A 24,968-nucleotide genomic window follows, 5' to 3' on the forward strand; every position below is an offset into this window, starting at 1 on the left:
CTGTGACTTGACTCTCAGTAGACATCCCGCAGATACCGCTTGTCCCTCCCCATCTGCGCCACATAAGCACCAGCCTCATCGACACTCATCCCGCCATGCTCCGCCACCACCGCCTTCAACGCCGCATCCACATCTTTCGCCATCCGCGCAGCATCCCCGCACACATAGAAAAACGCCCCCTCCTGCAACCAGCGCCACAACTCCGCGCCCTGCTCCCGCATGCGCTGCTGCACATAGATCTTCTCCTCCTGATCCCGCGAGAACGCCGTGTCCAGCCGGGTCAGCAAGCCGCTTTCGCGCCATGCCATCAGTTCGTCGCGGTAGTAGAAATCACAGGCCTCACGCTGCTCGCCAAAGAACAGCCAGTTGCGCCCCTTGGCCCCGCGCCCTTCCCGCTCCTGGAGAAACCCGCGGAACGGCGCGATCCCGGTGCCCGGACCGATCATGATCACCGGCAGCTCATCGTTCTGCGGCAAACGAAAGCTCGCCGAAGGCTGCGGGAAGATCGCGACCTTCAGGTCCTGCGCGCGATCGGCGAGGAAGCTGGAACACACACCCTTGCGCTGGCCATAACGCACGGTGGACAGGGTCAGGTGCACCTGCGTCGGGTGCCGCTTCGGGCTGGAGCTGATGGAGTACAGGCGCGGCTGCAACGGTTTGAGCAGTGTCAGCCATTCGGCCTGGGACAGCTTCAACGGAAACTCGGCCAGCAGGTCCACCAGTTGCCGGCCCCACAGCCAGTCGTTCAGCGCGGCCTTGTCCGTGGGCAGACCGTCGATTTTCTGCAAGATCTGCGGAGTGATGCGGGTGACATCCAGGTGCTCGGTCAACGCGGTCGCCAGGGGCATCGGTCCTTTACAATCGACCTCGGCACTGCCATCCAGACCGGAGCAACGCAGGAACTCGGCCACCAGCTCCGGACAGTTGCGCGGCCACACCCCAAGCGCATCGCCCGCCTGATAGCTCATGCCGCTGTCGCCCAGATCGAAGACGATTTGCCGGGTTTCCTTGCTCGCCCCCGGTCCATTGAGCAGGCGGTTTTCCAGCAGTCGCGCGGGGAGCGGAGTCTGTTTGCCGAACGCCGGTTTCTCCACCTCGGTCAATGCGACCGGCGCCTGCGCCAGCTTGGCCGTCAACGCCTGCAACCAGCCGGCGAAGGGCTCGTCGAAGTCCGGCTCGCAATCCACCCGCTCCAGCAGGCGCTGGCCACCCAGCTCGGCCATGCGCTGGTCCAGCCTGCGTCCGAATCCACAGAACTGGTCGTAGCTGGAATCGCCCAAAGCCAGCACCGCGTAAGGCCGTTTCGCCCAGTCCCCGGCCTCGCCCTGCAGCGACTGCCAGAACGCCGCGGCGCTGTCCGGTGCTTCGCCATCGCCAAAGGTACTGGTGATCAGCAGCAGGCTCGCCGCCGTGCCGACCTGCGCCGGCTGGGCAGCTTCCATGCACTCCAGTTGCACCGTCAGGCCGGCCTCGCGCAGATGACTGGCGCAGCGTTCGGCCAGGGCCTGGCTGTTGCCGGTCTGCGAGGCCCAGAGCACCAGATGCCGGGGCGTTTCCACCAGCGCCGGCAAGCTGGCCGGCTCGGCGCGCGAATAGACGCCCGCCAGCAACCCATCGATAAACAGCCGCCGCTCCAGCGCCAGCGGCGCACTCGCCGGCAACACCGGTACGCCGTGCGGCTGGGCGGCGCCGAGTCCTTGCAGGAAACCGTGGAGATACTGCTGCTCGCTCTCGGCCAGGGCCATGGCGGGCGGCGCGCCCAGGCCGAGGGCCTTGCGCAGGGTGTCGGTGGGCATCGGCCGGGTCTCCTCGGGGAGGGCAGGGTTCAGTTCAAGGGCATCGATTCGTTCACCGCCAACCCGGGTCAGGGCCACGGCGCAGTGCTTGAAAGCCGGTTGCAGGGAGATCGGGTCCACCGCATCGCTGGTCACGGCGTTGATCGCCAGTTGCTCGCCATACAGGTCGTTCCAGTGGAACGGCGCAAAGCAGTTGCCCGGCATCACCCGGGTATTGATCCGCGCCGGCAACACCGCCTGACCGCGACGCGAGCGGACCTGCACCTGGTCCTTCTCGACAATGCCGAGGACGGCGGCATCGTCCGGATGGATCTCCAGGAACGGACCCGGCTCCAGCTTGTTCAGGCTGGCGACCTTGCCGGTCTTGGTCAGGGTGTGCCACTGGTGCTGGACCCGTCCGGTATTGAGCACCAGCGGGTAGGACTCGTCCGGCAGTTCGGCAGGCGGCAGCCACGGACGGGCGAAGAAGCGCGCCTTGCCGGACGCGGTGGCGAAGGTGATTGCCGGACGCTCGCCGTCGGCGTTTTCCCGCAGGTTCTGGCTCAGGCCGTTGTTGATGTAGCGCAGCGGACTGCGCGCCTCGCTGCGGCCCGGCTCGAAGGGCCATTGCTGTGGACCGCTGCGCAGTTTTGCGTAGTCCAGGCCGCGCAGGTCATAGCCGGTGGCGGGGTTCCAGGCCTCGCGGATTTCATCGAAGACTTCATCGGCACTGGCGTAGCTGAAACCCTCCGCATAGCCCATGGCGCAGGCCACCCGGGCAATGATCTGCCAGTCCGCGAGGCTTTCGCCCGGGGCATCCACGGCCTTGGCGGTCAGGGTCAGGTTGCGCTCGGAATTGATCATCACCCCTTCGGATTCGGCCCACAGCGCAGCCGGCAAGAGGATGTCGGCGTAGCGGTTGGTTTCCGTGTCGAGGAAGGCGTCCTGGCTGATCACCAGCTCCGCCTTGCGCAGCCCGTCGATCACGTTCTGCCGGTTGGAAACGCTGGCCACCGGGTTGCTGCAGATGATCCAGCACGCCTTCACCTGCCCCGCCGCCATCTGCTCGAACAGGCCGATGGTGCCCTCGCCCGCCTCGGCGCGCAGGCTGCCGGCGGGGAGTCTCCAAAGCTTTTCGATGAACTGGCGATCAGCCTCGACCAGCGCCGAACGCTGTCCGGGCAGTCCCGGCCCCATGTAGCCCATTTCCCGTCCGCCCATGGCATTGGGCTGGCCGGTCAGGGAGAAAGGACCGCTGCCCGGGCGGCAGATGGCGCCGGTGGCCAAGTGCAGGTTGCACAGTGCATTGCTGTGCCAGGTACCGTGGATGCTCTGGTTCAGGCCCATGGTCCAGCAGCTCATCCAGTTCTTCGCACCACCGATCAGGGCGGCGGCCTGGCGGATGGCGGCCTCGCTCAAGCCGGTGATGTCTGCGACCCGCGCCGGGGTGTAGTCGGCGAGGAAGGCCGGCAGCTCGTCCCAGCCCTCGGTGTAGCGCTCGATGAAGGCGTTGTCGGTGTGGCCGTTCTCCAGCAGCAGGTGCAGCAGGCCGTTGAGCAGCGCCATGTCGGTGCCGGGACGGACCTGCAGGAACAGATCGGCCTTGTCCGCCGTGGCGCTGCGCCGTGGGTCGACCACGATCAGTTTGGCGCCGGCCTTGAGCCGGTCGAGCAGGCGCAGGAAGAGGATCGGGTGACAGTCGGCCATGTTCGCGCCGATCACGAAGAACACCTCGGCGCGGTCGAAATCCTGGTAGCTGCCCGGCGGCCCGTCGGCGCCCAGGGACAGCTTGTAGCCACTACCGGCACTGGCCATGCACAGGCGCGAATTGGATTCAATATGGCGGCTGCGTATATAGCCCTTCACCAGTTTGTTGGCGAGGTACTGGGCCTCCAGCGACATCTGCCCGGAGACATACAGGGCGAAGGCATCCGCGCCGTGGGTGTCGATGATGTCGCGCAAGCGCCGGGCGGTCTGTTCGATGGCCTTGTCCATCCCCAGGCGTACCGGATCGCGCTGGCGCTGGTCGCGCAGCCAGGCCCACTCCATGCGCCCGGAGTCGCGCAGCGGCTGATGGCAACTCAGGCCCTTGGTGCACAGGCGGCCGAAATTGCTCGGGTGCTGCTTGTCACCGCTGACCTTGGTCACCCTGTTGTTGGTCACGCTCATGACGATGCCGCAACCGACACCGCAATACGGACAGACACTGCGCACCGTCGTGCTGGTCATGGCCCTGACTCCCCTGCCTTACTGCGCAAAAACAAAAAGGCGCCCTGCCGCTCCTGCCTGAAGGATCAGGGGGAGCAGCACGGCGCCTTTGTCGTGAACGGGGCAATCGACGTTGATTGCCTGATACGCAGGTAAAGCAAGGGGCGCGCCAGATTGTTCGCAAGCCGGCACTCAGAGCAACGCGGACCACTGTGGGAGCTGGCTTGCCAGCGATGAGGCCAGCCCGGGCAACGATGTTTTCAGGTCTGGCCCTATCGCTGGCAAGCCAGCTCCTACAGGGTCCGTGGCGAGCACAAACGTCATGACTAGCCCCAAGGACCCGCGTAAACCTGCACCGTCGTGGTGAGGCCCGCACCAAAGCGCGGCAGACGTGGTCGTAGCCTCTAACGTCTGGTTACAATCCGCCCGTCCCGCCTCCGGAGTGCTTCATGGAAGAGATCGAACAGCGCTGGCTCTATGCCCTGTCAGCGCCAATGGCCGCGCTCAACGGCGCGAGCTACACCTCGCCGTACTATTACGACGAAGAACGCAAGATCAACCTGGGCGAGTCGTGGAACGTCGATTCCCGCGAGCAGTTGCTCGATATCGTCAGGCGCATGGCCGACAACGGTCACGCCACCGACCTCAACACCGCTTACTGGCGCTATCAGCGCGCACTGCCCGGCGAGTGGCAGACGCTGCTGGAACAGTTGAGCCTGCGCGAACGAATCCTCCACGACTACGCCGCGCGTACCTTCCTCGACTGCGGCTTCGGCGGCACCCGTTCCTGGGATCTGGGACGGATGGGCTTCCTGCTGCGTTGCGGGCTGCGCAACGAGTGGATCAGCTTCGAGGAAAGCCTCTGGCTGCAAGGCCGCCTGGCGGCACGGGCGCGGCATTACTACGGCAGCTGGTCGTCCTATGTGGCGGGCTATGTGATCGGCCGCGGCCTGTGGGGCTGCTCCGACCTGCCCGATGAGCAGTTCAGCCGGCAACTGGAACGCCAGGGCTCCGAGCACTGGAACCAGCACATCATTGCCAGCCTGAGCAACGACCCCGACTCGCCGCTGATCGACCTGCCCTGGCACCTGGAACTGAACCTGCCGGAACAACCCGACTCCCTCGCCGAAGGTAACTGGTCATGAGTTGCTGGATCCGCCTTGGCATCGAACCGACCAAGGATCAGAACACCATTCGCGGCGCCTACCGCGCGCGCCTGCCGGAACATCACCCGGAAACCGACCCGGAAGGTTTCCAGGCCCTGCGCGAAGCCTATGAAAGTGCCCTGCGCCACGCGCGCGAGGAGCCATCAAGGGAAGAGCCGCCACGGGAAGAGCCAGAGTCCGCAGCCCCACCGGGCATCCTCGACGAATTCCGCGCCCTGCTCGAAGACAGCACCCGGCGCTACGACCCGCCGGCCTGGCAGGCCTTTGTCCGCCAGTTGGACCAATTGCCGCTGGAAACCCTCGAGGACGTCAGTTGGTCGTTGCTGCAAGGCGTGCGCAGTTGCGGGATGATTTCCCGCGAGTGCGTAGGCCTGCTCGCCAAACGCCTGGCCTGGTCCCAGCAACTGCTGCGCCTGGACTTCGACGCGGCGCGGGAGATCGAGGGCTTTCTCGAGCACCTCGAACAACCCGACCCCTTCCCCACCGGGCTGATGGGCCAGTGGTCGGCGATCGCCCAGCAGGAAACCCTGTGGTACCTGAACTCCCTGGAGTACCTGTTCCACCAGCGCCCGCTGTTCGAGTACGCCAGCTTCGCCAACCTGCATACCTGCCTGCCCCTGCCGGCGGACGACAGCCTGGTGCAGCGCCTGATGGTGCAGTTCGCCAAGGCGGAAGTGCCCAGCCAGAGCCTGTACGAGCGCTGCGCCGAACAGCAGGCCGCTGATCCGGACGATATCGACCTGTTGTTCCTCCTGGCCCAGCACGCGACGATCCTGGACCAGGTCCCGGAAGCGCTGGTCAGCTGGACGCGGCTGCATTGGGAGTTCCAGCATCCGCAGGCGCCGCGCCGGCTGATCGAGCTGTGCCACGGCCAGCAACCGCAGTTCGTGCCGCTGCTGGTCCAGGCCTTCGACCGGCAGCAGGACGTCGATGCCTGGCCGCCAGGCCTGGAGGAACAGGGCCAGCTCTTCGGCAGCTTTGCTCAATCCCCGGAGACCTTGTCACGCTGGTACATCGCCAGGCGCACGGAGCTGGATGGCCTGGCTGCCGCCTACGTCGACTGGCGTCTCGATGACAGCACCGAGGTCAATCTGCTGGCCCTGCTGCTGGACGACCATCCGCAGCCACACCTGCAACGCCTTTACCGCTACGCCTGGGGCCTGGCCCGTGGCAACGACGCGCTGCTGCGGGAAATCAGCGAAGCGCCCGACGCTACGGAGCTGTTCGAGGAACTGGTGCTCAAGGCTTTCCGCCGCCAGGCCGCACAGCGCCTGCGCTGGCTGACAGAGGCACCGGTGCCGCTAGCCCTCAGTGGCTATCTGCACAGCGAAGCAAAATACCCGGACTTCCCCCGCGCCCTGGCCAAGGAATTCGGTCCCCTTGCCTGCCGCAACTGGTTGCGGCACATGCGCGCCTACGACCTGCGCGCCCTGCAGCGAGTGTTCGAGCATTTCGCCCCCGGCCAGATGCAACCCGCTCCGTTTGCCCTGGACCACCTGGGACGGTTGGCCAACCGCGACATCGAACTGAGCGCAGCGGACCCTGCCGAGGATCCGTGGACCTGGCACGCACAAGGGCTGTTCATCCTTGCCCTGCTGGAGCAACCCGAGCGCTGGCTGGCCCTGATCACCCCGTCGATGCTGCGCAACCTCGACTACCCGGCCGGGCATCCGTTCGCCCAGACCCGCGACCTGCTCGGCCAATGGCTGGAATCCGGGGCGCCAGTCGAGACGCTGCTGGCTGGCCTGGACCGCGACAACCCGGTACAGGAACTGCTCGCCGACGAACTCTGCACCCTCGACAGCGTCCTGGCAGACGCCCGGCTGCCGCGCCACAACCTCCTGCTCAGAACCTTCGGCAGTGACCCCGAGGCCTTCGGCGGCGATCGCTACAGCATGACCCTGTTCCTCGGCGCGCTGTTCTTCAACCCGCGCTTCAGCGACGAGGATCGCGGCCACGTGCTTGACCGGATGCAGGCCGTGGCCGGCGACGACCCGTGGTGCGAGCAATTCCGCCAGCACCTGCCCAAGCGCGAGATCCAGCGCCCGGCGCGCAAGGCGCTGGAAGGCAAGGATAGCGATACCTTCTACCTGGCCCTGGACGCGCTGGAGAAAATGGCAGCGGTCAACACCGCCTGGCCCGCCTCCCGAGCCCTGGCGACCCTGCAGATGGCCAAGGACGACCCGGCCAACGGCACAGGCCTGCGCCTGGCAGTGACCGCAGTGCTGGGGCTGGCCGAAGCCATGATGGAAGTGAATACCCCGGAAGACTCGGTCGGGGCCTGGCAGTTCTGGAGAATCGACCGGCGCCTGGGCCGGCGCGACTACGGGCTGATGCTGGCGCTCTGGGCCGGGTTCGGCGCCAGCATCCCGTTCATGCCGAACGAGCTGCATGTGCTGGCCGCGATCTTCTGCACCGTCGGCACGCTGGGCACCGGAATCCGCCGCCTGCGCGACCGCGAGCAGCCGATCTGGCTATGGATCGCCCTGGTGATCGTGCCGGTGCTGATCCCGCTGTACCTGCTGGCACTCCTGGTGCTGCCCGGCGACATCCTGCCCAGTCGCTTCGGCAAGCCGGCCAACGGGCAGAACCCGAAAGCCGGCGGTCTGCAGGCGCTGCTGCGCCAGCTGAAACCTAAACGCCGAGCTCGTCCAGCAAGCGTGTTAGAGCCTGGCGACGGCTGGTGATCTCTTCGGCGCGCTGGTTGGCGAGTACCGCATTGAACTCGTCCAGCCAGGCGCCGATACGCTCGCGCTCCTCGCCCAGGCTGTGCATCCAGGCCCGCTCCAGACGGGCCGTGAGGGCTCGGTTGGGCAAGGTGTCGCGGGGGTGGATCTTCAACGCGGCCAGGCGCGCACGGCTGTTGGCCCGGGCTTCCTCGTCGAGGCCAGTGGGGCTGCGGTCAATGCTGTGACTGTGGCGCTCGCCGCTTTCCAGCAGGGTCACGTCCACTTCCAGCAGGCCGTTGATGTCGTAGCTGAAACGCACATCCAGTTCCTGCTGGCGCCCGACCTGGGGCAACTGCACCTCGAAGGCATCGATGAAGATGTTGTCGCGCACCCACGGGCGCTCGCCCTGGTACACCTCGATGCGGATCACCTTCTGCTCGGGGTGGGTGCTGTAGAAGCGCTGCACCTTCGAGGTCGGGATCACCGTATTGCGCTCGATGATCGGCGAGAAGGCGCCGCGCACCTCCTCGCCCCGGGTGGTCGAGATGCCCAGGGTGTAGGGGCAGACGTCGGTCAGGATCAGCTCTTCGATCGCCGCGTCCCGCGCCTTGCAGGCCGCCTGGCTGGCGGCGCCGAGGGCGACGATGGTGTCCGGATCGAGGTGCCGGTACGGCAGGCGCCCGAACAGGGTGGCGACCATCTGCTGCACCGCCGGCATGCGCGTGGCACCGCCTACCAGCACCAGGCTGTCGAGGTCACGCGGGCTCAGGCGGGCATCGCGCAGGGCCTGCTCGATCGGTGCGCGCAGGCGTGCCAGCAGCGGCTCCCAGATCGACTGGGCACGGGCTTCGTCCAGTCGCCATTCACGCACCTCACCCGCACCTTTCCAGCTCAGCGACTGCGGACCCTGGGCCAGGCGGCATTTGAGCTGTTCAAGGGCATCGCACAGGGTGGCCAGGGCCTGGGGCTCGATCTTCGCGATATCGAGCTGCCAGTCCTTCAGGCAGGCTTGCAGCAACGCGGCAGTGAAATCCTCGCCGCCGAGGAAGTTGTCGCCGGTGGAGGCATGCACCTCGATCAGCGGCAGCGAATATTCCAGCACGGTGACGTCGAAGGTGCCGCCACCGAGGTCGAAGATCAGGGTGCGTTCGAACTTCTGCTCGTGCAGGCCGTAGGCCATGGCGGCGGCAGTCGGTTCGTTGATCAGGCGCTGCACCTTGAGGCCGGCCAGTTCGGCGGCGAAGACCGTGCGTTTGCGCTGTTCGTCGCTGAAGTAGGCCGGGACCGAAATCACCGCCTCGTTGACCGGGACGCCGAGAAAGGCTTCGGCATCCTGTTTCAGCGCACCCAGCACCAGGGCCGAGAGCTCTTCCGGGCTGAACGACTGGCCGCCCAGCTCGAAGCGCTTGTCGCTGCCCATGAAGCGCTTGAACGCCGCGGCGCTGCGCTCGGGGTGGGTGGTCAGGCGCGAACGGGCGGCGCGGCCGACCAGGATGCTGCCGTCTTCGTCGACACTGACCACCGAAGGGGTCAGCACATCGCCGAGGGCGTTGGGGATGAGTTGGGCACGGCCTTCCTGCCAGACGGCGATCAGGCTGTTGGTGGTACCGAGGTCAATGCCCAGCAACGGGGCGGAGGGAATACTGGCGTCCTGCATGGTCGATCTCTTGCTCAGAAAAGGTGCTGGCAAGTGGCACCAGCGCGCTGATTTGATTCTGGACGAACGACGAAAACAAAAAAAGCGACCCTAAGGTCGCTTTCTTTGTAACTTCCGGGTGTTCAGTGGGCCCTGGAAGTTGAATATGGCGCAGCGGACGGGACTCGAACCCGCGACCCCCGGCGTGACAGGCCGGTATTCTAACCGACTGAACTACCGCTGCGCTAACACTGAGAAGTGGTGGGTGATGACGGGATCGAACCGCCGACCCTCTGCTTGTAAGGCAGATGCTCTCCCGGCTGAGCTAATCACCCATCGTCTCGGTGTGGCGCGCATTCTACGGAGCACCCCAAGCTCTGTAAAGCACTTTTTGAAAAAATTTTTTCAGGCGATCCAACGACTTAGCGGGCTTGGCCTGGAAGCGTCAGCCGGAGAATAATGCTCCCCTTATATAGAGAGGAGAGATCCGCCCCATGTGGTTCAAAAACCTGCTGAGCTACCGCCTGACCCAGGACATTCCGTTCGATGCCGAAGCACTGGAAGCCGCACTGGCCAGCAAGCCCGCCCGCCCGTGCGCCAGCCAGGAGTTGACCACCTACGGTTTCGTCGCCCCGTTCGGCAAAGGCGAAGACGCGCCCCTGGTGCATGTCAGCGGTGACTTCCTGCTGATTGCCGCGCGCAAGGAAGAGCGCATCCTGCCGGGCAGCGTCGTGCGCGACGCGGTCAAGGAGAAGGTCGAGGAGATCGAGGCCGAGCAGATGCGCAAGGTCTACAAGAAGGAGCGCGACCAGATCAAGGACGAGATCGTCCAGGCCTTCCTGCCTCGTGCGTTCATTCGCCGGGCGATGATCTTCGCCGCCATCGCGCCGAAGCTCGGCCTGATCCTGGTCAACTCGGCCAGCGCCAAGCGTGCCGAAGACCTGCTCTCGACCCTGCGTGAAGTGATGGGCTCGCTGCCGGTACGTCCGGTGACCGTGAAGATCGCCCCGAGCGCCACCATGACCGACTGGGTGAAGAACCAGCAGGCCGCGCCGGACTTCCACGTTCTGCACGAGTGCGAGCTGCGTGATACCCACGAAGATGGCGGCATCGTCCGTTGCAAGCGCCAGGACCTGACCAGCGAAGAGATCCAGATGCACCTGGGCACCGGCAAGCAGGTGACCCAGCTGGCCCTGGCCTGGCAGGACAAGTTGTCCTTCGTGCTCGATGACAAGACGGTGATCAAGCGCCTGAAGTTCGAAGAGCTGCTGCAGGACCAGGCCGAGGAAGATGGCGGCGAGGAAGCGCCGGGCCAACTGGATGCCAGCTTCACCCTGATGATGCTGACCTTCACCGAATTCCTGCCGGCGCTGTTCGAGGCGTTGGGTGGGGAAGAGATTCCGCAGGGGATCTAAAATCCCGAGGACGCTGAATAAACCTGTGGGAGCTGGCTTGCCAGCGATAGCGGCAGTGAATTCACCATCGCAATCGCTGGCAAGCCAGCTCCCACAGGGTTCGATGTGAGCCTTGAAGTTTGCTCCAGGCACCAGAACGGTGCACCATATCGCCCACTGCGAGGACGACCTCGCGACGCAGTGCGTGAACGCCCGGGGACGGCCCCATCACCCTGATGGAGTACCAAGCATGTCCTGGATCATCCTGTTCTGCGCCGGCCTTTTCGAAGTCGGCTGGGCCGTCGGCCTGAAATACACCGACGGCTTCACCCGTCCCCTCCCCACCGTCCTGACCATCGCCGCCATGGCCATCAGCCTGGGCCTGCTCGGCCTGGCCATGAAGGAGTTGCCGCTGGGTACCGCCTATGCCATCTGGACCGGCGTCGGCGCCGTCGGCACGGTAATCGCCGGGGTCATCCTGTTCGGCGAGTCCATGGCCCTGGTACGCCTGGCCAGCGTGGCGCTGATCATTGCCGGTCTGATCGGCCTGAAGGTCAGCGCCAGCTGAATCTAGCGAATCTCGCCGCGTAACGCCCCGACCCGTTCGCGCAACAGCGCCGGCTGCGCTTCCTCGCCAGGAATCGCATCGCCGGCCACCAGGGTTACCCGCGACCAGAAGCGGCGGAAAAAGCCCTTGGCCGGATCGCGACTGAAGAAACTCCCCCACAAGCCCTGCAGCGCCAGCGGAATCACCGGCACCGGGGTGCGCTCGAGGATCAGCCTGACCCCGCCCTTGAACTCGTCGATCTCGCCATCCCCGGTCAGCTTGCCTTCGGGGAAGATGCACACCAGCTCGCCCTCCTCCAGGTACGCGGCAATGCGCTCGAAGGCCTGGTCGAAGGTGGCGCGATCCTCGTTGCGCCCGGCAATCGGAATGGCCCCGGCGGTGCGGAAGATGAAGTTGAGCACCGGCAGGTTGTAGATCTTGTAGTACATGACGAACCGCATCGGCCGGCGCACCGCCCCGGCGATCAGCAGCGCATCGACGAAGGACACGTGGTTGCACACCAGCAACGCCGCGCCCTCGTCGGGGATCCGCTCCAGGTCGCGGTGCTTGACCCGGTACATGGAATGGCTCAGCAGCCAGATCATGAAGCGCATGCTGAATTCCGGGACGATCTTGAAGATGTAGGCATTGACCGCGATGTTCAGCAGCGACACCACCAGGAACAGCTGGGGAATCTCCAGCCCGGCCACGCCCAGCAGCAGCATGGTGAAGATCGCCGAGACCACCATGAACAGGGCATTGAGGATGTTGTTCGCAGCGATCACCCGGGCCCGCTGGTCTTCTGCGGTACGGGCCTGGATCAGGGCATACAGCGGCACGATATAGAAGCCGCCGAACACACCGAGGCCGACGATCGACAGGAGGATCCACCACGCCTTGGTCATTTCCAGCAGCGCCAGCCAGTCATAAGGCGCGGCGGCGGCCGGGATATCCCCGGAGTGCCACCACCAGAGCAGGCCGAACAGGGTCAGGCCGAAGGAACCGAAGGGCACCAGGCCGATTTCCACCTTGCGCCCGCTGAGGCGTTCGCAGAGCAGCGAGCCCAGGGCGATGCCCACGGAGAACAGGGTGAGGATCAGGGTCACCACGGTTTCGTCGCCATGCATCCATAGCTTGGCGTACTCGGGAATCTGGGTCAGGTAGATGGCGCCGACGAACCAGAACCACGAGTTGCCGACGATCGAACGCGACACGGCCGGGGTCTGGCCGAGGCCCAGGCGCAGGGTCGCGGCGGTCTGCGAGAAGATGTTCCATTGCAGCTTGAGTTCCGGCGACGCCGCGGCGGCGCGGGGAATGAAGCGGCTGGCGAGGTAGCCCAGGGCAGCGGTGAGTACGATGCCGCAGGCCACCACCGGGGCGTAGCCCGTGGAGGACATCATCACCCCGGCGGCGATGGTCCCGGCGAGGATCGCCAGGAAGGTGCCCATTTCCACCAGGCCGTTGCCGCCGACCAGTTCTTCTTCACGCAAGGCCTGGGGCAGGATCGAATACTTGACCGGGCCGAACAGCGCCGAGTGGGTGCCCATGGCGAACAGCGCCAGGAGCAGCAGCCACAGCTGGTTGAAGACAAAGCCCACGGCACCGACGGCCATGATCACCACTTCGGCCAGCTTGATGGTGCGGATCAGCGCGTCCTTGGCGTATTTCTCGCCGAACTGCCCGGCCAGGGCCGAGAACAGGAAGAACGGCAGGATGAACAGCAGGGCGCAGAGGTTGACCAGCATCGAGCCGTCGCCGCCGAGACTCAGCTTGTAGAGGATCGCCAGGATCAGCGACTGCTTGTACAGGTTGTCGTTGAAGGCACCCAGGGACTGGGTAATGAAGAAGGGCAGGAAGCGGCGCTTCTTCAGCAAGGCGAACTGCGAGGTGTGGCTCATCGTCCATGTACCTGTTCGGGGCGTTGGTTATTTGAGGCGCCGAAAGCGGGAAAAGCCACACTTTGCCGGATAACCCTTGCTTCTGGCCAATGGGACCGCTTTGCGGTCCTTCGCGGGCAAGCCACGCTCCTACAGATGACAGCGTTCCAAGGTAGGAGCGTGGCTTGCCCGCGAAGGGCCGCAAAGCGGCCCCAAAATCTCAAGCCTGTTTGATGCAGGGAGACACGAACAGCTCCCCGCGCCAGGCCCCGCACAGGGTCCGCCACCCCACCAGCGACCACAACCCCACCAGCGCCAGCACCAGCACCGCGCCCATCCCCTTGAAGAACCCCAGCTCCAGCCACACCCCGAGCTTCAGGGTCGCCAGCGCATACACCCCCAGCGGAAAGGTAAAGCCCCACCAGCCGAGGTTGAACGGCATGCCCTGGTGCACATGCTTGAGGGTGATCAGCAGCGCCGTCAGCAACCACCAGAACCCGCAGCCCCAGAGCACGATCCCGGCAATCAGCCCCAGCCCCCGGGCCGTCTCGCCAAAGCCGTGCAGACCATTGGCGGCAAAGATCGCCGGCGCATCCCCGCCCAGCAGCAACATCCCCAGCGCCCCGGTCCCGATCGGCCCCAGGGCCAGCCAGCTCGACGCCGCCATATGCGCCGGCGGCAACTTATGCAGGGCCATGCGCAGGATCAGGATGGTCAGGATGCTGAACGCCACCGGCAACGACACCGCCCACAGCACATAGCTGGTGACCAGCATCTGCAACTGCCGCGCACTGTCCGCCAGATGCGGCGCCAGCAGGCCACCGCTGGCCGCCGCCACTTCCGCAGCCACCACCGGCAACAGCCACACCGCCGTCATCTGGTCGATGCTGTGCTCCTGGCGGGTGAACATCAGGAAGGGAATCGCCACGCCACACAGCAGGGCCAGCCCCACATCGATCCACCACAGCGCTTCGATCCACGGCAGCAGACCGTCGCCAAACCGCGCCAACCCGAACACCAGCGCACCGTTGAGCAGCGTCGCCAGCCCCATGGGAATGGTGCCGAAGAACATCGAGACCGTGGAGTGGGCGAAGATCCGCCGCGCTTCATGGAAGAACATCAGCCAGCGCGCGCCATACAGGACGCTGAACAGCACGAACAATCCGCTCGCCAGCCACCACAGTGCTTCCGCCACGCCATGCAGCCCCGCAAAAGCCTGGGGCAAGGCCAGCGCCAGCACGCCGGTGCCCATGACCACGGCGAACCAGTTGGGGATGAATTGGCGAATCACCTCCCGCGGGTGGGCCAGCTGATTGAACGGGCGCAAAGGGTGAACGGCGGTCTGGCAAGGCATGATGGTCTGTCTCCTGTCCTCTCATGAGGTGATCACCACGCTACAACCAAAAGGAATATCCATATAACGGTTATTTTCTCTATCTGTTATCGGTTTTACCTATAAACAACCCGGCAAATCCGCCGCGAGGCGTCTGCAATGCCCTTTCCCTGCGACGTCCTGCCACCGCGACTTTGGTCGGCGCTGACGAAGCCCGGGCGGCATGCCAGACTGATTGATCGAGGTGGTTTTTTTCGTTCGGAGTCTTCATGTCGTTGTCCAGCGGGCTGATCGCCGGGGTCGCCCTGGTCTATATGGCCATCATGTTCGCCATTGCCTTCTACGGCGACCGCCGCGGCACGCCCCTGCCACCTCGCCTTCGCGCCTGGGTCTACAGCCTGTCGCTGGCGGTGTACTGCACCAGCTGGACCTTCTTCGGCGCGGTGGGCCAGGCCGCCGAACAGCTCTGGGCCTTCCTGCCCATCTACCTGGGCCCGGTGCTGCTGCTGATCTTCGCGCCCTGGGTGCTGCAGAAGATGGTGCTGATCAGCAAGCAGGAAAACATCACCTCCATCGCCGACTTCATTGCCGCCCGCTACGGCAAATCCCAGACCCTGGCGGTGGTGGTCGCGCTGATCTGCCTGGTCGGCGTGCTGCCCTACATCGCCCTGCAACTCAAGGGCATCGTCCTCGGCGTCAACCTGCTGATCGGCGCCAACGCCGACGCCACCGGCAGCCGGGTGCAGGACACGGCGCTGGTGATCTCGCTGGTCCTGGCGCTGTTCTCCATCGTTTTCGGAACCCGCAGCCTGGACGTGACCGAGCACCACCGCGGCATGGTCCTGGCCATCGCCTTCGAGGCCATCGTCAAGCTGCTGGCCTTCCTCGCCGTCGGCGCTTTCGTGGTATTCAACCTGTATGACGGCTTCGACGACCTGTTCAGCCAGGCCCGGGTCGCCCCGGCACTGGACAGCTACTGGCAGGAAACCATCAACTGGCCGTCGATGATCGTCCAGACCGGCGTGGCGATGATGGCGATCATCTGCCTGCCGCGGCAGTTCCAGGTCACCGTGGTGGAGAACATCGAGCCGCAGGACATGCGCCTGGCGCGCTGGGTGTTCCCGATGTACCTGGTGCTGGCCGCGCTGTTCGTGGTGCCCATCGCCCTGGCCGGGCAGATGCTCCTGCCCGGCTCGGTGATCTCCGACTCCTTCGTGATCAGCCTGCCCCTGGCCGAGGCCCACCCGAGCCTGGCCCTGCTGGCCTTTATCGGCGGCGCCTCGGCGGCCACCGGCATGGTCATCGTCGAGGCGGTGGCGCTGTCGACCATGGTGTCCAACGACATGCTGTTGCCCTGGCTGCTGCGCCGCAACAACGCCGAGCGACCGTTCGAAGCGTTCCGCAGCTGGATGCTGACAGTGCGCCGGGTGACCATCGTGGTCATCCTCCTGCTCGCCTATGTCAGCTACCGCCTGCTCGGCTCCACCGCGAGCCTGGCCACCATCGGCCAGATCGCCTTCGCCGCCGTGACCCAGCTCACACCGGCCATGCTCGGCGCGCTGTACTGGAAGCAGGCCAATCGCCGCGGCGTGTTCGCCGGCCTGGCCACCGGCACCTTCCTATGGTTCTACACCCTGGTCCTGCCGATCGCCGCCCATAGCCTGGGCTGGCCGCTGACCCTGTTCCCCGGCCTGACCTGGCTGGACGGCAATCCGCTGGGCCTGCCGATCACCCCGCTGACCCAGGGCGTGGTGCTGTCCCTGGCCGGCAACTTCACGGTCTTCGCCTGGGTCTCGATCCTGTCCCGCACCCGGGTCACCGAACACTGGCAGGCCGGGCGCTTCATCGGCCAGCAGAGCAGCTCGCGGCCGAGCAACCGTTCGCTGCTGGCGGTGCAGATCGACGACCTGCTGCACCTCGCCGCACGCTTCGTCGGCGAGGAACGTGCACGGCAGAGCTTCATCCGCTTCGCCTACCGCCAGGGCAAGGGCTTCAACCCCAACCAGAACGCCGACGGCGAATGGATCGAGCACACCGAGCGCCTGCTCGCCGGCGTGCTCGGCACCTCGTCGACCCGGGCGGTGGTCAAGGCGGCCATCGAAGGCCGCGACATGCAGCTCGAAGACGTGGTGCGCATCGCCGACGAAGCCTCGGAGGTGCTGCAGTTCAACCGCGCCCTGCTGCAAGGCGCGATCGAGAACATCAGCCAGGGCATCAGCGTGGTCGACCAGTCGCTGCGCCTGGTGGCCTGGAACCGCCGTTACCTGGAGCTGTTCAACTATCCGGACGGGCTGATCAGCGTCGGCCGGCCGATCGCCGATATCATCCGCTACAACGCCGAGCGCGGCCTGTGCGGGCCCGGCGAGGCCCAGGTCCATGTGGCCCGGCGCCTGCACTGGATGCGCCAGGGCCGCGCGCATACTTCCGAGCGCCTGTTCCCCAATGGCCGGGTCATCGAGCTGATCGGCAACCCGATGCCCGGCGGCGGCTTCGTCATGAGCTTCACCGACATCACCCCGTTCCGCGAAGCCGAGCAACTGCTCAAGGACTCCAACGAAAGCCTCGAACAGCGCGTGGCCGAGCGCACCCGTGAACTGTCGCAACTGAACCTGGCGCTGACCGAGGCGAAGAGCCATGCGGAAGCGGCGAACAAGTCCAAGACCCGCTTCCTCGCCGCCGTCAGCCATGACCTGATGCAGCCGCTGAACGCGGCCCGGCTGTTCTCCGCCGCCCTCTCGCACCAGGCCGAAGGCCTGTCGGACGAGGCCCAGCAACTGGTCCGGCACATGGACAGCTCGCTGCGCTCGGCGGAAGAGCTGATCAGCGACCTGCTGGATATATCGCGCCTGGAAAACGGCAAGATCACCCCGGACGCCAAGCCCTTCGCCCTCAGCGAGCTGTTCGACACCCTCGGCGCCGAGTTCAAGGTCCTGGCCCGCGAACAGGGCCTGGACTTCCGCGTGCGCGGCAGCCAGTTGCGGGTGCACAGCGACATGAAGCTGCTGCGACGGATCCTGCAGAACTTCCTGACCAACGCCTTCCGCTACGGCAAGAGCCCGATCCTGCTGGGCGTGCGCCGCAGCCAGGGCCATCTGTGGCTGGAAGTCTGGGACCGCGGCCCGGGCATCGCCGACGACAAGCTGCAAGTGATCTTCGAAGAATTCAAGCGCCTCGACAGCCACCAGACCCGCGCCGAGAAAGGCCTGGGCCTCGGTCTGGCGATCGCCGACGGCCTGTGCAAGGTGCTCGGCCATCCGCTGGAAGTACGCTCATGGAGCGGCAAGGGCACCGTGTTCCGCGTCAGCGTGCCGCTGGCCACGGCCCGCACACCGGAGCCGGTGAAGACCCCGGAACAGGCCGGCCAGCCGCTGGCCGGCCTGCAGGTGCTGTGCGTGGACAACGAGGACAGCATCCTGATCGGCATGAACAGCCTGCTCAGCCGCTGGGGCTGCCAGGTGTCCACCGCACGCAACCGCGAGGAATGCGCAGCGCTGCTCGACCAGGGCCTGCGCCCGCACCTGGCGCTGGTGGACTATCACCTCGACGAGGGCGAGATCGGTACCGAACTGATGGCCTGGCTACGCACGCGCCTGGGCGAGCCGGTGCCAGGGGTGGTGATCAGCGCCGACGGGCATGGCGAGACCATGGCCAAGGTGCATGCCGCCGGCCTCGATTTCCTCAGCAAACCAGTCAAGCCGGCGGCCCTGCGCGCTCTGCTCAATCGCCATCTGAGCCTGGTGCAATAAGCCCGTCGTTGGCCGGGTTGCCCTCCCCGGCCATGGCCCGCTCCAGCAGGTCCCCCGGCAGGCTCTTGCTGGCCCGGGCACCGAGCAGCTTGAGCTGTTCGCTGCGGCTGATCAGGTTGCCACGCCCTTCGCAGAGCTTGTTGCGCGCCGCCGCATAGGCCTTGTCAACCTGCTGCAGGCGGTTGCCCAGCTCGTCCAGGTCCTGGATGAACAGCACGAACTTGTCGTACAGCCACCCCGCCCGCTCGGCGATTTCCCGGGCGTTCTGGCTCTGCCGCTCCTGCTTCCACAGGCTGTCGATGACCCGCAGGGTGGCCAGCAGGGTGGTCGGGCTGACGATCACGATCTGCCGGTCGAAGGCTTCCTGGAACAGACCCGGCTCGGCTTGCAGGGCAGCCGAGAACGCCGCTTCGATAGGTACGAAGAGCAGGACGAAATCCAGGCTGGTGAGGCCGTCGAGGCGGTTGTAGTCCTTGCTCGACAGGCCTTTGACGTGGCTACGCAGGGAGTGCACGTGCTGCTTGAGGGCGGCCTGGGCGACATCGTCCTCGCTGGCCCCAATGAACTGCTGGTAGGCGGTCAGGCTGACCTTGGAGTCCACCACCACCTGCTTGTCGCCGGGCAGCATGATCAGCACGTCGGGCTGGTAACGCTCGCCATCGGCGCTCTTCAGGCTGACCTGGGTCTGGTATTCGCGGCCTTTTTCCAGGCCGGCGTGTTCGAGGACCTTTTCCAGGATCAACTCGCCCCAGTTGCCCTGGGTCTTCTGGCCCTTGAGGGCCTGGGTCAGGTTGGTGGCCTCGTCGCTCAGGCGCAGGTTGAGCTGCTGCAGGCGCTCCAGCTCCTTGCCCAGGGAGAAACGCTCGCGGGCTTCCTGCTGGTAGCTTTCTTCCACGCGCTTTTCGAAGGCCTGGATGCGCTCCTTGAGCGGGTCGAGCAACTGCCCGAGGTGCTGCTGGCTGGTCTGGGCGAAGCGCTGCTCGCGTTCATCGAAGATCTTCGTGGCCATCTCGGCGAACTGGGCGCGCAGTTCGTCCCGCGAGCCTTGAAGGTCGGCGAGGCGCTGCTGGTGGCTGTCCTGCTGCTCGCGCAGTTCGGCCTCGAGGGCGGCGCAGCGGGCGTCGAGACGGCGCAGCTCGGCTTCGCGGGCGCTGCGTTCGAGGTTCCAGGCGTGGGCGGCATCACGGGCGTTGTCGCGGTCGATCTGCAGCAGGTCCAGTTCCCGGGCCTGGGCCGCGAGGCTGGCCTGCTTGGCGCTGTTGGCCTGGCTGAGATCGCTGATTTCGTCGCGGCTGGCGTCCAGTTGCGCCTGCAGGCCTTCCTGGGCGAGCAAGGCACCGCTCAGGCGCTCTTCCTGCAAGGCCAGTTGCGCCTGGCGTTCGCTGTGCTGGCGCTGCCAGCGCACCAGCACCACGGTCGCCGGCACCGCCGCCAGCAACATACCCAGCACCAGGCTGGTCAGATCCATTGCAACCATCGACAGCATGCTCAACCCTCGGAAAAAATCCCGCAGAGCTTATCAGTCGGGCTGCTCAGTCGCGCAGCAATTCCTCCAGCTCTAGCTGGGCACTGGAGTCGCCGGCGCGGGCCGCCTGGCGCAGCAGCTCGTGACCGATGCGACGGTCGCGGGCATTGCCGCACTCGCGGCAGAGCATCTGCCCCAAACGGCTTTGCGCGACCACCACGCCTTCGCGCGCCGGTTGCTTGAGCAGGCGCCCGGCAAAATGCTTGACCTTGGGCTTGTCGCCCAGGCGCGGGCTGTCGAGCAGCCACAGGGCGACCTTCAGCGAAAAGCGCTTGGCTTCGGCGGGGGATTTTGTGGAAGGAGCAGCAGGCGTTGACTCGGTGGATCGACCGCGAAACTTCATAAAAACAGGCAGGATATTTCTTGGGGCGCGCACTCTACCCGATTTTTCCGACGATCGCCCGTGCCATTTCTGAAGTTTTTTCAGAAATTTCTGATCTTTTTTCTTGACCTTTCCGAGGTGATTTTTTAGCCAGTACCACCGCTTCGGAAAATTGTCCGACAGCCTTCGACCTGCTGGCACGCCCGTCCTAGAGCAAGCGCCCGGGACAATCCACAGAAGCTGTGGATAACTCAGTGGACAACCGCCTCCGGCACCCCGCAAACCCCCATGGAATGGGGCCTGCGCTCAAACTGACGATTTTTTCACCAGCTAAAAAAAGTGTTTTTTTTCATTGACTTGTCAGATCGGAGCGGTCAATGGGGGAGCCATGCAGGGCCATGACCGGGTTGTGACAGCAGTCGCCCCAAGTGTGTACAAACGCCCCAAAGCGAGGCGATCAGACGCACCATCGCGGCCATTGGCAATGAGCCATGGGGCTTCCCAGAGACCGGTAAAATGGAGATAATGCTCGGCTCGCCGGATGGAAGATGAAAGTACTTGCCAGCGAGAGCGGAAGCGAGTATCTTCGCCGCCGTTAGTACCAAGCTGAAAGTCAATTCTGGCCAAAGCGGTCCTTGCAGCATTGCCCTACACTCACGGGCTTTCCTGCTGAAACCAGGACCCGCCAACCGAAAAAGCTCACCAGGCACATCCATACCGCCCTGCCGAGCCCTCCAGCAGACTGAACAGGATCCTCACCCAGAGGCGCAGAACCTATTGCCCTGGCGTGTTGCCCGTCTTCCGAAGTACCTACCAGTCAGCCCAAGGCGCCACCATCTATATTGCGCTCATTCACTGGCTGCCCTGTTCCAGGGGTTCTGCCGCACGTCCAAGGGTTTTGCACGAGCAAGCCTTAATACTCGCGTCACTGGAACGTTTGAAATATATACGGCTCAAACTTGCCGTATCTAATGCAGGAACGTCCAAACAATGATGACTCACAACAGCCACACCCAAGCGGCCATCCGCACCCTCTCCCAGGCCTTCGCGCCGCTGAACTGCATCATCCTTGCCTCGCGCAAGAACAGCTTCAGCTTCACCCTGGTCGACGAACACGGCATCGCCCAGCACAGCGAACGCCTGTACCCCGAGCAGTACACCGGTGCCGAGCCGCTGCAGGCGGTGATCGACCGGACCCGTCAGGCGCTCGTCGCCTGATGGAACACTCACTTCAAAGCCCCTCATTCGAGGGGCTTTCGCTATCCGCCCCACCCTCGCGCATCGCCTGAAACGCCCCGCCTTTTTAAGTCCGGTTCGGTATATGGCTTATGCCCTCATGCCGGAAACGATTTAAAAACAGCCCTTTACAGCCGGAATATGACACTACACTTCAACTCAAGCGGACCTGTCCGCTTCCGGCGGGCCTGACCCCGATCCACCCTGCTGCCAAGCACCAGCGACCTGCCGGCCATTTTCCTGTTCGAGGGCATCATGGGTATCGCCGCGAGCGAGTTGAGCCAATACGTGATCCGGCCGACGCTGATCTACCTGGACCGCCATAGCCCCTGCGCCGAAGCCTTGTTGCTCGGGGTAGCGGCCAGCCAGTCGGCCCTTGGCGCGGCCCTTCACGATCGCCGTGGAAACGGCTTGTATCGAATTGGCGCATTGCGTCATCAAGCGGTCTGGGACGACTTTCTTGCCCGCGATCCGGAACTGGCGAGTCTGGTCCGCGGTCTGGCTAGTCAGCATGCTTTTCTCAACGGCCCGCACCTGGAACTGACGGTGAACCTGCGCTACGCCACCGCCATCGCATGGATGCTGATCGAAGAGCAGGCGCCCCGTTTGCCGGAAGCCGACGATCTGCTCGGGCTGGCAAAAATCTGGCGTCAGATTTTCCAGCCGCAAGGCCGGTTGCGCGACTTCACCCGGGCCTGGCAGGCCTGCGTCGCGCCCGTGGAACATCAGGCATGTTAGGAAAACACCTGCAACATCAAACGGATTAAATTGCCAATTCTGGTCGGATTGTCCTACAAAACCGCTCTATCTCCTGCGATACAGGCTATAGCGCGGTCCAGAAAATGTTGGTAATTTGCGCCACGGTGATCCCCTGGAGTTTCTAATAATGAAAAAAGTCACACTCATCAAAAGCACCCTCGCCATTGCCGTTACCCTGGCCTCTTCCAACCTGCTTGCCAGCGGTTTCGCACTCAACGAACAAAGCGTCAGCGGCATGGGCACCGGTTTTGCCGGCCGTTCTTCCTCCGCCGATGATGCCAGCACCGTGTACGGCAACCCTGCCGGCATGTCGCGCCTGAAAAGCGAACAGATTACCGTCGGCGGCGCTGCCGTGATCGCCAAGACCGACATCAAGAATGGCCGTGGCACCTTCGGTGGCAGCAACGACGGTGACATGGTGCCCGTGGTCGGCGTCCCGATGGGCTACTACGTCAAGCCGATCGATGAGCACTGGAGCGTCGGCTTCGGCATGTACGTGCCCTTCGGCCTGGTCACCGATTATGAAACCGGCTTCGCCGGCCGCTACTTCGGCAGCAAGTCGGAAGTCCAGGTGGTCACCTTCCAGCCGACCGTCAGCTACGCCTTCAACGACGTGGTGTCCATCGGTTTCGGCCCGACCATCAACCGCATCGACGGCAGCCTGCAGTCCAACGCCCTGAACGCCGGCTCGCCGGGCCGCAACGATGGCCAGGTGAAGATCTCCGGCGATGACACTGCCGTTGGCTACAACATCGGTATCCTGGTCCAGCCGTCCGAGCACACCCGCATCGGCCTGACCTACCACTCGATGGTCGACTACAAGCTCGAGGGCGATACCAAGATCCAGGGCACCGGCTTCGGTCCGTTCAACGGCGGCAAGTTCGATGCCTCGCTGAACATCAAGACCCCGGAATCCGTGGACCTGTCCGTCACCCACGAACTGGATGACCAGTGGACCCTCTACGCTGGCAGCACCTGGACCCGCTGGAGCCGCCTGGAAGCCATCACCGTCAAGAACGACGGCGTGCCGGCTCCTCTGCGTCCTAACCTGGGTACCATCAGCGAAGAGCAGAACTGGCACGACACCTGGGCCCACGCCATCGGCGCGTCCTACAAGGTCAACAAGGAGTGGGTACTGCGCACCGGCTTCACCGTCGACCAGTCGCCGACCAACAACACCAACCGCTCGCCACGCATCCCGACCGGCGACCGCAAGATCTTCAGCGTGGGTGCTGGCTGGACCCCGACCGAAGCGATGACCATCGACGTGGCTTACTCCTACCTGTGGGAAGAAGACACCAAGGTCAACCTGCGTGACCCGAGCAAAGGTGCCTACAGTGCCAAGTACGAGAACAGTGCACATGGCCTGGGCGCATCCCTGACCTACCGCTTCTGATTTCGCCTCTGGCTGCACGAAAAAACCGCCCTCGCTGGCGGTTTTTTCATTTCAGGTGCGAGCCTTGACCTTCCATTCGTCACCCAGGCTGGCCTTGAGGAACGCCATGAAGGCACAAACCTTGGGGGTCATGGCAAAGCGGTCGGTAACGCAAAGATAGATGTCCATGGGCTCGGTCTGGGCGTAGGCACGGGCACCACCGGCCTCCTCGAACAAGGGCACCAGCTCGCCACGCTCCAGCCAGGGCCGGGCGACAAACTCGGCCAGCCGGGTAATGCCGCCGTCATGCACCGCCATCTGCGCCAGCACGTCGATGTCGTCGCTGATCAATACATCGCCGAACTCGGCATCGAAACGCAGGCCATCACGCACGAAACCCCAGCGCAGGAAGCGCCCGTCCACCGGATAGCGGAACACCAGGCAGCGACGCTGCTTCAACTCTTCGGGACTTTGCGGCCAGCCCTCGCGCGCCAGGTAACCAGGCGAGGCACAGCAGATAAAGGGCACCTGGGCGATATGCCGGGCCAGCAGGCCATCCTCCAGTTGCGGGGTGATACGCAGGCTGACATCCACCCCTTGCCGGGCGTGATCGACCTTTTCGTCACTCGTAAGCAATTCGATTGAAAGACGCGGATAGAGCGCACTGAACTCCGGGATCAGTCGCGCCAGTACATGGCGCCCGAAGGCCGAGGTAGTGGCGATGCACAGGCGCCCTCGCGGCTCGCTGTCGGCTGTGGTGATCGCCAGTTGCGCCTCTTCCAGGTCCCGCTCGATATGCCGGACCTTGTCGTAATACAGGCTGCCGCTGGGCGTCAGCACCATGCTGCGAGTGGTACGCGAGAGCAGGCGCACCTGCAGGTGCGCCTCCAGCCGGGCGATGTTCTGGCTCACCGCCGCCGCACTCAGGCCGAGACTGCGCGCGCCGCCGGCAATGCTGCCGGCCTCGACCACCTTGATGAAGCTCTTGATCAGGCCCAGCAGGTTCACGCGGGAGGTCTCCACAGGATTCGTAAGTTTTCCTTTATAAAGACCTAAGCCCTGCCCGTCTACTTGCCCCGCGGCCCCGTTGCTAACCTGCGCCGACTCACCCAAGCCCCGCAGGAGGTCGCATGGAATCACAGGTCACTACCCGTCCCCGTTCCCGCAAACTTGGCGTACGCGCCACCCCCTACGTATTCGCCTTCTACATGTCGTCGATCATGGCCATGCTGATGTGCTTCGTCATCACCGCAGCCAACAGCGGTATCGGCGAGCAGTACCTGAGCCATGTGCTCAAGGCCTATCAACTGGCCATGCCGGTGGCCTTCGCCTGCGTGCTGGTGGTGCGCCCGATCGTGATCAAGCTGGTAGCGCTGACCGTGCACCCCGGCAAATAGGCG

Annotated in this window: 15 protein-coding genes, 2 tRNA genes and 1 pseudogene; 9 read left to right on the top strand and 9 right to left on the bottom strand. The window is 64.7% G+C overall.

What is annotated here, in order from left to right; translation table 11 throughout:
• Positions 1–14: 14 nt before the first annotated feature.
• Complete coding sequence (locus tag AC2CQI_RS13195) at positions 15–4,004, bottom strand: bifunctional nitrate reductase/sulfite reductase flavoprotein subunit alpha (protein WP_484580400.1); 3,990 nt, start codon at positions 4,002–4,004, stop codon at positions 15–17.
• Positions 4,005–4,432: 428 nt separating this feature from the next.
• Here AC2CQI_RS13195 and AC2CQI_RS13200 point away from each other — a divergent pair, with 428 nt between their 5' ends.
• Positions 4,433–5,128, top strand: a complete 696-nt coding sequence (locus tag AC2CQI_RS13200) for a DUF1266 domain-containing protein (RefSeq protein WP_075803736.1) — start codon at positions 4,433–4,435, stop codon at positions 5,126–5,128.
• Entirely contained in the window at positions 5,125–7,836 is a 2,712-nt protein-coding gene (locus AC2CQI_RS13205) for a DUF805 domain-containing protein (RefSeq protein ID WP_484580401.1), read from the top strand. Before AC2CQI_RS13200 ends, AC2CQI_RS13205 begins: the two co-directional genes overlap by 4 nt.
• Here AC2CQI_RS13205 and AC2CQI_RS13210 read toward each other — a convergent pair.
• The 3 genes from AC2CQI_RS13210 to AC2CQI_RS13220 all read right to left on the bottom strand — a co-directional run bounded on the left by AC2CQI_RS13210 (position 7,784) and on the right by AC2CQI_RS13220 (position 9,789).
• On the bottom strand, positions 7,784–9,475 hold the full coding sequence (locus AC2CQI_RS13210; protein ID WP_484580402.1) for an Hsp70 family protein: 1,692 nt from the start codon (positions 9,473–9,475) through the stop codon (positions 7,784–7,786). The genes AC2CQI_RS13205 and AC2CQI_RS13210 overlap by 53 nt on opposite strands.
• 146 nt (positions 9,476–9,621) lie before the next feature.
• Positions 9,622–9,698, bottom strand: a tRNA-Asp gene (locus tag AC2CQI_RS13215).
• Between the two features lie 15 nt (positions 9,699–9,713).
• Positions 9,714–9,789 (bottom strand) — tRNA-Val (locus tag AC2CQI_RS13220).
• A 159-nt stretch (positions 9,790–9,948) separates the two neighbouring features.
• On the opposite strand from AC2CQI_RS13220, the gene rdgC reads away from it, so the two are divergent.
• Together rdgC and sugE are read left to right on the top strand one after the other, a co-directional pair.
• Positions 9,949–10,869 (top strand): recombination-associated protein RdgC, encoded by a 921-nt coding sequence (gene rdgC, locus AC2CQI_RS13225; RefSeq protein WP_484580403.1) that lies wholly within the window; start codon positions 9,949–9,951, stop codon positions 10,867–10,869.
• 229 nt (positions 10,870–11,098) lie between these two features.
• Positions 11,099–11,416, top strand: a complete 318-nt coding sequence (gene sugE, locus AC2CQI_RS13230) for a quaternary ammonium compound efflux SMR transporter SugE (protein WP_009407432.1) — start codon at positions 11,099–11,101, stop codon at positions 11,414–11,416.
• A 2-nt stretch (positions 11,417–11,418) separates the two neighbouring features.
• Here sugE and AC2CQI_RS13235 read toward each other — a convergent pair whose 3' ends face one another.
• Positions 11,419–13,293, bottom strand: coding sequence for an MFS transporter (locus AC2CQI_RS13235; RefSeq protein WP_075803732.1), 1,875 nt, complete (start codon positions 13,291–13,293; stop codon positions 11,419–11,421).
• A gap of 199 nt (positions 13,294–13,492) precedes the next feature.
• Positions 13,493–14,626 carry a TDT family transporter gene (locus tag AC2CQI_RS13240; protein ID WP_484580404.1) on the bottom strand — a complete coding sequence of 378 codons (1,134 nt, stop codon included), beginning with the start codon at positions 14,624–14,626 and terminating at the stop codon, positions 13,493–13,495.
• A gap of 248 nt (positions 14,627–14,874) precedes the next feature.
• Between AC2CQI_RS13240 and AC2CQI_RS13245 the strand changes: the two genes are divergently transcribed.
• Positions 14,875–18,351, top strand: a complete 3,477-nt coding sequence (locus tag AC2CQI_RS13245; RefSeq protein ID WP_484580405.1) for a PAS domain-containing hybrid sensor histidine kinase/response regulator — start codon at positions 14,875–14,877, stop codon at positions 18,349–18,351.
• Here the strand turns inward: AC2CQI_RS13245 and AC2CQI_RS13250 are convergent.
• Both AC2CQI_RS13250 and AC2CQI_RS13255 read right to left on the bottom strand, forming a co-directional pair.
• The gene (locus AC2CQI_RS13250; protein ID WP_075803985.1) at positions 18,323–19,828 is read right to left on the bottom strand and encodes a DNA recombination protein RmuC; all 1,506 of its coding nucleotides are present in this window, start codon (positions 19,826–19,828) and stop codon (positions 18,323–18,325) included. The genes AC2CQI_RS13245 and AC2CQI_RS13250 overlap by 29 nt on opposite strands.
• 67 nt (positions 19,829–19,895) lie before the next feature.
• Positions 19,896–20,219, bottom strand: a pseudogene (locus tag AC2CQI_RS13255) (sel1 repeat family protein); the annotation flags it as partial.
• Positions 20,220–21,191: 972 nt separating this feature from the next.
• On the opposite strand from AC2CQI_RS13255, the gene AC2CQI_RS13260 reads away from it, so the two are divergent.
• From AC2CQI_RS13260 to AC2CQI_RS13270, 3 genes are all read left to right on the top strand, one after another.
• Positions 21,192–21,416: a hypothetical protein gene (locus AC2CQI_RS13260; RefSeq protein ID WP_075803984.1), complete on the top strand. Its 225-nt coding sequence runs from the start codon at positions 21,192–21,194 to the stop codon at positions 21,414–21,416.
• Positions 21,417–21,689: 273 nt separating this feature from the next.
• Complete coding sequence (locus AC2CQI_RS13265) at positions 21,690–22,172, top strand: hypothetical protein (protein WP_178392001.1); 483 nt, start codon at positions 21,690–21,692, stop codon at positions 22,170–22,172.
• 148 nt (positions 22,173–22,320) lie between these two features.
• Positions 22,321–23,589, top strand: coding sequence for an OmpP1/FadL family transporter (locus AC2CQI_RS13270; RefSeq protein ID WP_075803727.1), 1,269 nt, complete (start codon positions 22,321–22,323; stop codon positions 23,587–23,589).
• Between the two features lie 51 nt (positions 23,590–23,640).
• On the opposite strand, the gene AC2CQI_RS13275 is transcribed toward AC2CQI_RS13270, so the two are convergent.
• Positions 23,641–24,576 carry a LysR family transcriptional regulator gene (locus AC2CQI_RS13275; RefSeq protein WP_075803983.1) on the bottom strand — a complete coding sequence of 312 codons (936 nt, stop codon included), beginning with the start codon at positions 24,574–24,576 and terminating at the stop codon, positions 23,641–23,643.
• A 122-nt stretch (positions 24,577–24,698) separates the two neighbouring features.
• On the opposite strand from AC2CQI_RS13275, the gene AC2CQI_RS13280 reads away from it, so the two are divergent.
• On the top strand, positions 24,699–24,965 hold the full coding sequence (locus AC2CQI_RS13280; RefSeq protein ID WP_075803726.1) for a DUF2798 domain-containing protein: 267 nt from the start codon (positions 24,699–24,701) through the stop codon (positions 24,963–24,965).
• Positions 24,966–24,968 lie beyond the last annotated feature (3 nt).

The organism is Pseudomonas sp. P2S-1 (assembly GCF_057197725.1).

Bases quoted from the DNA above. Each gene is read 5' to 3' on its own strand.
- AC2CQI_RS13195 (WP_484580400.1), bottom strand. From the start codon at position 4,004: ATGACCAGCACGACGGTGCGCAGTGTCTGTCCGTATTGCGGTGTCGGT.
- AC2CQI_RS13200 (WP_075803736.1), top strand. From the start codon at position 4,433: ATGGAAGAGATCGAACAGCGCTGGCTCTATGCCCTGTCAGCGCCAATG.
- AC2CQI_RS13205 (WP_484580401.1), top strand. From the start codon at position 5,125: ATGAGTTGCTGGATCCGCCTTGGCATCGAACCGACCAAGGATCAGAAC.
- AC2CQI_RS13210 (WP_484580402.1), bottom strand. From the start codon at position 9,475: ATGCAGGACGCCAGTATTCCCTCCGCCCCGTTGCTGGGCATTGACCTC.
- rdgC (WP_484580403.1), top strand. From the start codon at position 9,949: ATGTGGTTCAAAAACCTGCTGAGCTACCGCCTGACCCAGGACATTCCG.
- sugE (WP_009407432.1), top strand. From the start codon at position 11,099: ATGTCCTGGATCATCCTGTTCTGCGCCGGCCTTTTCGAAGTCGGCTGG.
- AC2CQI_RS13235 (WP_075803732.1), bottom strand. From the start codon at position 13,293: ATGAGCCACACCTCGCAGTTCGCCTTGCTGAAGAAGCGCCGCTTCCTG.
- AC2CQI_RS13240 (WP_484580404.1), bottom strand. From the start codon at position 14,626: ATGCCTTGCCAGACCGCCGTTCACCCTTTGCGCCCGTTCAATCAGCTG.
- AC2CQI_RS13245 (WP_484580405.1), top strand. From the start codon at position 14,875: ATGTCGTTGTCCAGCGGGCTGATCGCCGGGGTCGCCCTGGTCTATATG.
- AC2CQI_RS13250 (WP_075803985.1), bottom strand. From the start codon at position 19,828: ATGGTTGCAATGGATCTGACCAGCCTGGTGCTGGGTATGTTGCTGGCG.
- AC2CQI_RS13260 (WP_075803984.1), top strand. From the start codon at position 21,192: ATGACTCACAACAGCCACACCCAAGCGGCCATCCGCACCCTCTCCCAG.
- AC2CQI_RS13265 (WP_178392001.1), top strand. From the start codon at position 21,690: ATGGGTATCGCCGCGAGCGAGTTGAGCCAATACGTGATCCGGCCGACG.
- AC2CQI_RS13270 (WP_075803727.1), top strand. From the start codon at position 22,321: ATGAAAAAAGTCACACTCATCAAAAGCACCCTCGCCATTGCCGTTACC.
- AC2CQI_RS13280 (WP_075803726.1), top strand. From the start codon at position 24,699: ATGGAATCACAGGTCACTACCCGTCCCCGTTCCCGCAAACTTGGCGTA.